The sequence below is a fragment of the Chryseobacterium sp. 2TAF14 genome (assembly GCF_052115105.1).
Lineage (GTDB): Bacteria > Bacteroidota > Bacteroidia > Flavobacteriales > Weeksellaceae > Chryseobacterium.
The window spans coordinates 1-9,597 of record NZ_JBFRGA010000097.1; the positions used below are offsets into that span (position 1 = coordinate 1).

At 35.7% G+C, this 9,597-nt stretch carries 11 protein-coding genes; 9 read left to right on the plus strand and 2 right to left on the minus strand.

The features are described 5' to 3' along the window. A partial coding sequence (locus AB4Y90_RS11195) for an FG-GAP repeat domain-containing protein (RefSeq protein ID WP_441557648.1) occupies positions 1 to 1,176 on the minus strand: 1,176 nt, incomplete at its 3' end. Between the two features lie 240 nt (positions 1,177 to 1,416). On the opposite strand from AB4Y90_RS11195, the gene rpmB reads away from it, so the two are divergent. From rpmB to AB4Y90_RS11220, 5 genes are all read left to right on the plus strand, one after another. Then, positions 1,417 to 1,659 carry a 50S ribosomal protein L28 gene (gene rpmB, locus AB4Y90_RS11200; RefSeq protein ID WP_002976757.1) on the plus strand — a complete coding sequence of 81 codons (243 nt, stop codon included), beginning with the start codon at positions 1,417 to 1,419 and terminating at the stop codon, positions 1,657 to 1,659. Positions 1,660 to 1,662: 3 nt separating this feature from the next. Further along, positions 1,663 to 1,845, plus strand: a complete 183-nt coding sequence (gene rpmG, locus AB4Y90_RS11205) for a 50S ribosomal protein L33 (RefSeq protein ID WP_027373683.1) — start codon at positions 1,663 to 1,665, stop codon at positions 1,843 to 1,845. A gap of 20 nt (positions 1,846 to 1,865) precedes the next feature. Then, a complete protein-coding gene (locus AB4Y90_RS11210) occupies positions 1,866 to 2,015 on the plus strand; it encodes a DUF4295 family protein (protein ID WP_065722020.1) in 150 nt (49 codons plus the stop codon). 185 nt (positions 2,016 to 2,200) lie between these two features. Next, positions 2,201 to 3,154 (plus strand): signal recognition particle-docking protein FtsY, encoded by a 954-nt coding sequence (gene ftsY, locus AB4Y90_RS11215; RefSeq protein ID WP_441557653.1) that lies wholly within the window; start codon positions 2,201 to 2,203, stop codon positions 3,152 to 3,154. A 53-nt stretch (positions 3,155 to 3,207) separates the two neighbouring features. Continuing rightward, on the plus strand, positions 3,208 to 3,477 hold the full coding sequence (locus AB4Y90_RS11220; RefSeq protein WP_408090230.1) for a GlsB/YeaQ/YmgE family stress response membrane protein: 270 nt from the start codon (positions 3,208 to 3,210) through the stop codon (positions 3,475 to 3,477). Positions 3,478 to 3,541: 64 nt separating this feature from the next. Here AB4Y90_RS11220 and sppA read toward each other — a convergent pair whose 3' ends face one another. After that, positions 3,542 to 5,296 (minus strand): signal peptide peptidase SppA, encoded by a 1,755-nt coding sequence (gene sppA / locus AB4Y90_RS11225; RefSeq protein WP_441557654.1) that lies wholly within the window; start codon positions 5,294 to 5,296, stop codon positions 3,542 to 3,544. A 19-nt stretch (positions 5,297 to 5,315) separates the two neighbouring features. Between sppA and folK the strand changes: the two genes are divergently transcribed. The 4 genes from folK to AB4Y90_RS11245 all read left to right on the plus strand — a co-directional run. Continuing rightward, positions 5,316 to 5,729 (plus strand): 2-amino-4-hydroxy-6-hydroxymethyldihydropteridine diphosphokinase, encoded by a 414-nt coding sequence (folK, locus tag AB4Y90_RS11230; RefSeq protein ID WP_441557655.1) that lies wholly within the window; start codon positions 5,316 to 5,318, stop codon positions 5,727 to 5,729. Positions 5,730 to 5,755: 26 nt separating this feature from the next. Further along, a complete protein-coding gene (locus AB4Y90_RS11235) occupies positions 5,756 to 6,865 on the plus strand; it encodes an OmpA family protein (RefSeq protein ID WP_441557656.1) in 1,110 nt (369 codons plus the stop codon). 41 nt (positions 6,866 to 6,906) lie between these two features. Further along, a complete protein-coding gene (locus tag AB4Y90_RS11240; RefSeq protein WP_441557658.1) occupies positions 6,907 to 8,361 on the plus strand; it encodes an OmpA family protein in 1,455 nt (484 codons plus the stop codon). A 76-nt stretch (positions 8,362 to 8,437) separates the two neighbouring features. Beyond that, the coding region (locus tag AB4Y90_RS11245; RefSeq protein ID WP_441557659.1) for a RecQ family ATP-dependent DNA helicase at positions 8,438 to 9,597 on the plus strand (1,160 nt) is incomplete at its 3' end.

The window sequence follows — 9,597 nt, forward strand, 5'->3', positions numbered from 1 at the left end:
AGTATTTTTATAAAGTTTGGTGAATGAGCTTAAATCCGGATCTGCCCAATCAAAACCGGTCATTAAAACATCCAGATGATTGTTTCCATCGTAATCAAAAAGCCTTACATTTCCTGATCCGCCAAGATTATACAAAGAAGTATTGACCGCTTTTGTAAAAGACTGTGAAGCCGGATTGTAAAGAAAAACATTAACTACTCCATCATTATTTGCATCATCACCAATCACTATAAAATCGTAATACCCATCATTATTAAGATCACCAACATCTACACTTGAAGTAGAAAGACCTTCGCCGGGAATTGCCTGAGCTGTAAACTGACCGGTTCCGTCATTCATAAAAACACCGAGATATTCTTCGTAATTATCATCCTGACCGATTGCCACCAAATCTGGGAATCCATCTGCATTAAAATCTGCATATGCTAATTTTCCGCTGGCTAAAGGCAGTAAATTTTGAGACAACTGAAGCCCGTTACTCGAGTTCAAATAAGTTTTAAAAGTGGGATTGGTGTTTTCATCATAACCGAAGATGACCACATCAAGAAGCTTATCATTATTTAAATCTAAAACTTTAAAACTTCCGTTCTGCGTTCCGGGAAGCCAGGATTGAGTCAGCTGAAAACCAGTTCCCGTATTTTGATAAAGACTTAAATCATAGACAAAACCGGTTCCGTCAATATACTGCGTTCCGTTGATTGCATAGTCTTGTTTTCCGTCATGGTTAAAATCAAAAACTTCTATAGAACCATAAACTTTTCCGGCGGTATCTTCTACTTTTGAAAAGCCGGTTCCGTTATTCAGAAAACGGTAATGCTTATAATTTACGATATTCTGATAGCTCAACCCAGTAGAAACTATGTCGAGCAAACCGTCATTATTGTAATCTATAAATTTAATATCACCTAAATGCGTAACATCAGTTCCTAAATTTCCGTAAGGTGAAAAAACACCGTTATTATTAGTATAAGCTTCATTAAACGTAACATCCGCAGTACCGTCTGCATCGTTATCTATTGCACCGTTATAAACAACATCGGGTTTTCCGTCATTATTAAAATCTCCGATGTCGCTGGATCCGTAATAGAAATTTTTCACATTGGTAGAAACCTCAGAAAAAGTCTGAGCCTGAAACATCATAGGAATAAAAAAAGCAAAAACATAGATTCTTTTCATTTTATTTTTATTTAGATTAATTAAAAACAAAGATAGTATCAAATAATATTCAGCCAGCCAAAACTTGCCTGATATTTATCATCTACATGGTAAGAACCGAGATTCTGAAATGTTTTTACATTTGTAACTCATTAAAACTGACAAATAATTATTAGAAAAATTTATTTAAAAACTTGTCTACCTAAAAAATTATTCGTTATTTTGCAACCTCAAATATTATACAAATAAGAACATCGAGATATGTCAAGAATTTGCCAGATAACAGGAAAGCGTGCAATGGTTGGTAACAACGTTTCTCACGCTAATAACAAAACGAAGCGTCGTTTTGAAATTAACTTATTGGAGAAGAAATTTTACCTTCCAGAGCAAGATAAGCACGTTACTTTAAAAGTTTCAGCTCATGGATTGAGAGTAATTAACAAGATTGGAATCGAGGAAGCTATCGAAAGAGCTACTAGAAACGGATTGATTAAAAAGAACTAAATCATGGCAAAAAAAGGAAACAGAGTTCAAGTAATCCTTGAATGTACAGAGCACAAAGAAAGCGGTATGCCAGGAATGTCTAGATACATTTCTACAAAAAACAAAAAGAACACTACAGAAAGATTGGAATTGAAAAAATACAATCCTGTTCTTAAGAGATCTACCCTTCACAAAGAAATCAAGTAATTTATAAAATATAATTTACCATGGCAAAGAAAGTAGTAGCAACCCTACAAACCGGGTCTAAAAAAATGACCAAAGTGGTGAAAATGGTGAAGTCTTCTAAATCAGGAGCTTACGTTTTCGAAGAAAAAGTAATGAATGCAGACGAAGTTGACGGTTATTTGAAAAAATAATCAGTTACTTTATTTACAATACAAAAACTACTCATATTTTGGGTAGTTTTTTTGTTATCTTTGCTTTTAATACGCTGGGTGTAGGATGTCTGAAGCTAAATGTTTATGAAATTATACATTATTTTGTAAACATCCGGCTTCCATCATCCTGCATCTGACAATAACTAAATTCCGAAATTCATACAATGAGTTGGTTTAAAAATATTTTTAAAAAAGAAGAAAAAGAAACTTTAGATAAAGGTTTGGAAAAATCGAATCAGGGTTTCTTTGAAAAAATGACTAAAGCCGTAGTCGGCAAAAGCAAAGTAGATGACGAAGTTCTGGATGATCTGGAAGAAATCCTGATCGCTTCAGACGTTGGCGCTTCTACGACCATTAAAATCATTGAAAGGATTGAAGAACGTGTTGCAAGAGACAAATACGTCGGGGTAAACGAGCTCGACAAGATTCTTCGTGAAGAAATCTCAGGACTTTTACTTGAAAATCCTCACAGAGGAACAGGAAATATCGATTCTTCAAAAAAACCTTACGTAATAATGGTTGTTGGCGTAAACGGCGTAGGAAAAACCACAACGATCGGAAAACTTGCACATCAGTTTAAATCTGAAGGTAAGAAAGTGGTTCTTGGAGCAGCAGATACATTCAGAGCGGCGGCTGTAGATCAGCTTGTAATCTGGAGTGAAAGAGTCGGCGTTCCGATTGTAAAGCAGGAAATGGGTTCAGATCCGGCTTCTGTAGCTTTTGATACCGTTCAAAGTGCAGTTGCTCAGAATGCTGATGTTGTGATTATTGATACGGCAGGAAGGCTTCATAACAAAATCAACCTGATGAATGAGCTTTCAAAAATTAAAAGAGTAATGCAAAAGGTGATTCCTGATGCTCCGCATGAGATTCTTTTGGTTCTGGATGGTTCTACAGGGCAGAATGCTTTTGAGCAGGCAAAACAGTTTACTGCCGCAACAGAAGTGAATGCTTTAGCCGTAACAAAACTGGACGGAACCGCAAAAGGCGGTGTTGTAATCGGTATTTCAGACCAGTTTCAGATTCCTGTAAAATATATCGGTGTTGGCGAAAAGATGCAGGATCTTCAGCTTTTTAATGGTACAGAGTTTGTAGATTCGTTCTTCAAGAAGAGATAAAATTCTTTTTGATGACAAATCATTCAAATTTATTAACATTAAAATTCATTACTATGTGGACATTTATTCTTTGGATCATCTTCGGACTGATCGTAGGAGCAATCGCTAAAATGATTATGCCCGGAAAGCAAAACATGGGCTGGCTCATGACGAGTATTCTGGGAATTGTAGGAGCTTTTGTAGGCGGTTTTATTGCTAATGCAATATTTGGCGGCGGCGGAGCAAGCGACGAAAGAATGTTTCATTTCTGGCCGTTGGTATTTTCTGTAGGTGGCGCACTGCTTCTTCTCTGGATTTACGGAATGCTTACAAAGAAAAATTAAAGACTTAAAAAATAAAATCCCGGTTTGAAAATTTCAGACCGGGATTTTTAATGAACAATATAATTTAGTTTATTTTAATTCTGTAAGGCATTTCCATTTTCACCTCAGATTTTAATTTCTCATCGGTAAGCTGCTCCAAAATCTCATAGTTTGCTTTACCGATCTTATTTTTGATTACTCTTGCAGAAATATCATCTTCATTCATGTCATCAAAAATCTGTTCAAAAGCCGTCATCTTTTTAGGATAAGAAGCGACGTTGTAAGATTTCAGGTTTGCTTTTTGCRCTGCAAATTTCACGGCATCGTTTAAAGTTCCCAATTCGTCTACCAGACCGATTTGTTTTGCACGGACTCCGCTCCAAACTCTTCCGCCTCCAATATTGTCGATCTGCTCAAAAGTCTGCTTTCTGTTTTGAGTTACAAAATGTACAAATCTTTTATAAGTTCCTTCAACGCTCCTTGTCATTAGATTTACTCCGTAAGGCGTAAGACCGTGCAATGAAGAGTAGTAAGCCGAATTGGCATTGGTTGCAACAATATCAGAACGCACCCCGTTTTTGTTGGCAATATCTTTAAAGTAAGGCAATACCCCGAAAACTCCGATCGATCCTGTTAAAGTATTTGGCTCAGAAAAAATTTTATCGGCTCCCATTGCAATATAATAACCACCGGAAGCTGCGTAATCGCCGAAAGAAACGACCAAAGGTTTTTTCTTTTTCAATTGCTGAAGTTCAAATAAAATTTCATCTGAAGCATTTGCGCTACCTCCCGGAGAATTGATTCTCAAAACAACAGCTTTTACTTTGTCGTCTTCCTGAAGATCTTTGATGTACTTGATATATTTTTCAGAATAAATTTCGTTGTACTCATCTCCGCTGTTGATAGAACCTGATGCGTATAAAACCGCTACTTTTTCGCCTGAGTTATCTTTATCTTTAAACGAATCGATATATTTTTGCAGCGAAACTTTGTTGAGCTTATCTTTTTCAGCAAGGCTCAGTTTTGTTCTGATCAACTGGTCATATTCTGTTTTCTGAATCAGCTTGTCTGCCAATTTATATTTCACTGTTAAATCCGGAATCATTCCGTATAAACTATCAACAACCGTTTTGAATTCTTCAGGATTCATTTTTCTTGAAGCTGCCATTTTTGAAGACGTATTTCCCCAAATGTCATTTAATAAGGTACTCAACTGCTCCTGATTTTCCGGAGAAATATCATTTCTTAAAAAAGGTTCTACAGCAGATTTAAATTTTCCGTGACGGATTACTTCAATCCCGATTCCGTATTTTTCTGCAAAATCTTTAAAGAAAGTAACTTCTGTAGCCAAACCTTTAAGCTCAATTCCTCCTGATGGATTTAAATAATACTGATCTGCAACCGATCCTAAATAATAGGAAGCCTGTGAAACAGCATTTCCGTACGCATAAACAAATTTTCCGCTTTTCTTGAAATCTTCGATAGCATTTCTTAAATCATCAATCTGGGTAGTTCCTGCATTAATATAATCGGTTTCAATACTTATCCCTTTGATTTTATCATCATCTTTTGCTTTATGAATAGCTTCTACCGCATCATAAATTAAAATGTTTTGATTTTTATCATTGATATTAAAAATACTTTGCTGCTCTTCTGTAGGGCTATCGATAATAGAAGTTTTCAGATTAATCGTTAAAACAGAATTCTTTTTTACATCAACCGATTTCTCTCCACTCATAGAACCTACGGCAATCATTATAATAAAAAAGAAGAAAAACACGAAGCACAATATAACAATAGCTACTATATTTGCTAATACATTTTTAAAGAAACTCTTCATAAAACAATCATTTTTCTATATGTCGCAACATAAGGTGATTTTGTTACTCGGAAGTAACATCGGTAATCAAAAAAATAATATTGACCTCGCCTTAAGCAAAATAAGTGAGGCTTGTACTATATTAAAAAAAAGCAAATATTTGACTTCAGAACCCGTAGAATTTGCCAGTTCTAATATTTTTTGTAATATTGCAACAATAATATCTACTCATCTATCGCCTATTCAACTGCTTGATTATGTGAAAAAAATAGAAATTGAAATGGGCAGACTTACTGACTCATCCGTTTCTAAAGTTTATACAGACAGAATTATAGACATTGATATTGTGAAGTATGATGATTTAAAATTTGCATCAGAAAGGTTAGAAATCCCTCACAACAGACATCTTTTTGAAAGGGAATTTTCTAGGATATTATTAAAAGAATTGATTTAAAAAAAACAAACACATAAAAAAATTGTATGAAATTAGGTTTATTATTATTGGCCGCTTTGCCAATTGCTACATATGCTCAAGACAGCATATCCGTCAATTCTACAAATGAATATCCCAACACATTTTCTTCTGGTTCCGCAAACGTTCAAAAATTTGACAATAAAGCAAGAAGATTCAACGATTGGTCTATTTCTGTAGGCGGAGGTGCAGCATTTATGATGAACTCAGATCTTACCTCTTTTTATGATAAAAAGGTAAATTGGGGATATAACAGCTATGTGAGCATAGATAAACAGATCTCACACACATTCGGAATAAGCATTGCCTACCAGAGAGGTGAAACCAACCAAAAAGGAATGCAGGCAGGTGCACGTGGTCAGTTGGCCGGTGTAGGAGTTGCAAAAACAAAGTACAATCAAATTGTTTTATTAGGAGATGTAAATTTTTCTAATATTCTAAGAAGAGCTGATAACCACTCGCCTTACAGATGGGCTTTCCACGGTTACGGAGGAGTTGGTTTAATGAACTTCAACACATCTTTACACGATAATGATGAATTCAGATGGAGCAATTCACCCAAAAGAGTACCCTTATTTATAGATCAAAAAATGGATATTAGTTCATTTTACTATCAATTTGGTGCAGGTTTGAAATATAAGGTTTCAAAACTGATTGATATTGAAGCCAGAGCAATGTACATTATCAGTGGTGATGATGAGTTCGATGGTGGAGGTTATGCTGAGCCTGCAGATTATCAGCTTAACAGTGGTAACTCTAAATACAATATGATCAACGACAAAAGATCGGATAATATGTTGACTGTCAATTTAGGAGTATCATTTAAATTAGGCAAACATATGTCTCACTTGGCATGGCATGATCCTTTACAGGAAGTATATTACAGAACAAATGTTCTTGAAAATACAGCCAATGAACTGGTTGTATGCGAAAAAGGCGATAACGATAATGACGGCGTTTGTGATGATTGGGACAGAGAGCTAAATACTCCTGCAGGAGCAAGAGTTGACGGCGCAGGTGTAGCATTGGATCTGGATCTTGATGGTGTCATCGATTTATACGACAAGTGCGTTACCGTTCCTGGTTCAGCTGATAACAATGGCTGCCCAAGCAATTAAAAAATTCAAATAATATTTAATAACAACAAAAAAAATACACTATGAAATTAAGTTTAGCAATTGTTGCATTAGCATTAGCTGTTCCTACAGTGAGCTATGCACAAGATTCTATAGCCGTAGTTTCTACCGATGAATATCCCAATACATTTTCTTCCGGTTCTGCCAATGTTTCGCCTTTTACTCAAAAATCCAAAAGATTTAATGATTGGGCAGTGTCATTTGGTGCAGGTGTTCCCTTACTGCAATCAGGAGATTTAACGTCTATTAAAAACGGAAACGGTAAAAATCTTTTCGGTTACTCTGCTTATGTAAGCGTTGATAAAGCCATTACCCATGCTTTTGGTATTAATTTACAATATGACAGAGGAGAAACCAGACAAGGTTGGTTTAATACAAAAGATCCTGCCCCTTCTACTAATTTAAATGAAGTAGGTGCAAGAACACAATATGATGCAATCTCATTATTAGGAGACATCAATTTTTCCAATCTTTTAAGAAGAGTTGATAACAAATCTACTTACAGATGGGCATTACATGGTTATGCAGGTATCGGAACCATTGCATACAGAGCATACCAGAAAGATGCTAACGGACAGAGATTAATGACGGAGATCAAACCTTTTAAATTTGGTTCATTCTTCGGTCAGGCCGGAGCGGGAGTTAAATTCAAAGTAAACAGAAGATTAGATCTTGAAGGAAGAGTAATGTATGTTTACACAGGTGATGATGAATTTGACGGTGGCGGAGCGCAGTATAGTGCGATCAACCAAAGAGAAGAACAGGTTTCTGACAACTTCTTCAACGCTACAGTTGGTTTATCTTTAAAATTAGGAAAACACGAATCTCACTTAATGTGGCACGATCCATTGCAGGAAATTTATTATAAATTAGATGTTTTGGCTAATAAAAACCAGGACATTGAAGTTTGTAAAAAAGGTGATGCCGATAATGACGGAGTTTGTGACGACTGGGACAGACAGCTTGATACTCCTGCAGGAGCAAGAGTTGACGGTGCAGGTGTAGCTCTTGATGCAGATTTAGACGGAGTTATTGATCTTCACGATAAATGTGTAACAGTTCCCGGACCGGTAGAAAATCAAGGTTGTCCGTTAACTCCGACCACTCCGGTAGGACCAATCGATGAGACAGTTACAAATATGGAAGGAATTGAGTTTGATTTAAATTCAGACAGAATTTTACCATCAAATACGCCAATCCTTAATAATGCTGTAAACTATATCAACTCTTCAAGCGGTACTTATACTGTAATTGGAGCAACTGATACCAGAGCTTCTGACGAGTATAACCAAAAATTATCTGAAAGAAGAGCAAACAGCGTGAAAAATTATTTAATTAAAAACGGTGTAGATTCTTCTAAGTTAAACGCTGTAGGTAGAGGTGAAAAAGACCTGAAATACCCTGAGTGCGATCCGGCTACTAAATGTCCTGAATGGAAAAACAGAGCCAACAGAAGAGTTTACTTCGAAGCTAAATAAAAAAAATTTTTTTTTATAATGAAAGCCATGCATTGCGTGGCTTTTTTTGTCTTAATACTTTCCTTACATTTACCTTATGATTTCGCCGCAAGATTTTAATGAACTTAAAAATAAAACCCTAAAACATTTTTGGGGCTATCATCAATTCAGAGATTCTCAGGAGCAGGTAATCGATTCTGTTATCAACAGAAAAGACACATTGGTTCTTCTTCCTACCGGTGCCGGAAAATCATTATGTTACCAACTTCCATCTTTGTTGCAGGAAGGAACCTGTCTTGTCATTTCACCGCTTTTGGCATTAATGAAAGACCAGGTCAACCAATTAAAATTCAGAGGAATTGAAGCAGAATATCTCAGCTCAGAACTGGATGAATATGATGCCGAAGTTATATACAATCGTTGCAAAGACGGCTTAACCAAATTATTATACGTTTCACCCGAAAGGCTGACTAATAAATTATTTCTTCAGCAGATTGAAGAAATCCAGTTGTCATTTATTGCGGTAGATGAAGCACATTGTATTTCAGAATGGGGACAAGATTTCAGACCGAGTTATCAGAACATTAAAGATTTCAGAAAAAACAATCCTGAAATCCCATGTCTTGCTTTAACAGCGACTGCAACTCCTAAAGTTTTAAACGAAATTAAAAACAAGCTCGAGCTAAAAAATCCGCAGGTATTCCAGAAAAGCTTTAAAAGAGAGAATATTAAAATATTTTCCGAAGAGGTTTCAGACAAATATCAAAAGGTTTTTAACATTCTTAAATATGCTAAAGAATCGGGAATTATCTATGTAAGAACCCGAAAAGACGCAGAATTGCTTACCGAATTTCTTCACCGAAATAAAATTCAGAATGTTGATTATTTCCATGCAGGATTATCTTCCAAAGAAAAAAACGAAAGACAGAATTTCTGGAACAACAGTGACCAGAATGTCCTGATCTCTACCAATGCTTTTGGGATGGGAATCGATAAAGACAACGTTCGTTTCGTCATTCACTTCTCTCCTTCCCAATCGATTGAGAATTATTATCAGGAAATTGGTCGTGCAGGAAGAGACAATAAAAAAAGTTTTGCTTTCATGCTTTGGAACAAGCAGGAAATTTCAAATTTTGATCAAATCCTGAAAAATCAGATTCCCAATAAAGCTGAATTTTTAAAGATCGTCAATTATCTTTATTCTAAATTTCAGGTGGCAGAATTTGAACTTCCCGAAAAAAACTTTCAGCTCAATAT

Excerpts from the sequence above, each read along its gene's own strand:
- rpmB (WP_002976757.1), top strand. The coding sequence starts at position 1,417 with ATGTCAAGAATTTGCCAGATAACAGGAAAGCGTGCAATGGTTGGTAAC.
- rpmG (WP_027373683.1), top strand. The coding sequence starts at position 1,663 with ATGGCAAAAAAAGGAAACAGAGTTCAAGTAATCCTTGAATGTACAGAG.
- AB4Y90_RS11210 (WP_065722020.1), top strand. The coding sequence starts at position 1,866 with ATGGCAAAGAAAGTAGTAGCAACCCTACAAACCGGGTCTAAAAAAATG.
- ftsY (WP_441557653.1), top strand. The coding sequence starts at position 2,201 with ATGAGTTGGTTTAAAAATATTTTTAAAAAAGAAGAAAAAGAAACTTTA.
- AB4Y90_RS11220 (WP_408090230.1), top strand. The coding sequence starts at position 3,208 with ATGTGGACATTTATTCTTTGGATCATCTTCGGACTGATCGTAGGAGCA.
- folK (WP_441557655.1), top strand. The coding sequence starts at position 5,316 with ATGTCGCAACATAAGGTGATTTTGTTACTCGGAAGTAACATCGGTAAT.
- AB4Y90_RS11235 (WP_441557656.1), top strand. The coding sequence starts at position 5,756 with ATGAAATTAGGTTTATTATTATTGGCCGCTTTGCCAATTGCTACATAT.
- AB4Y90_RS11240 (WP_441557658.1), top strand. The coding sequence starts at position 6,907 with ATGAAATTAAGTTTAGCAATTGTTGCATTAGCATTAGCTGTTCCTACA.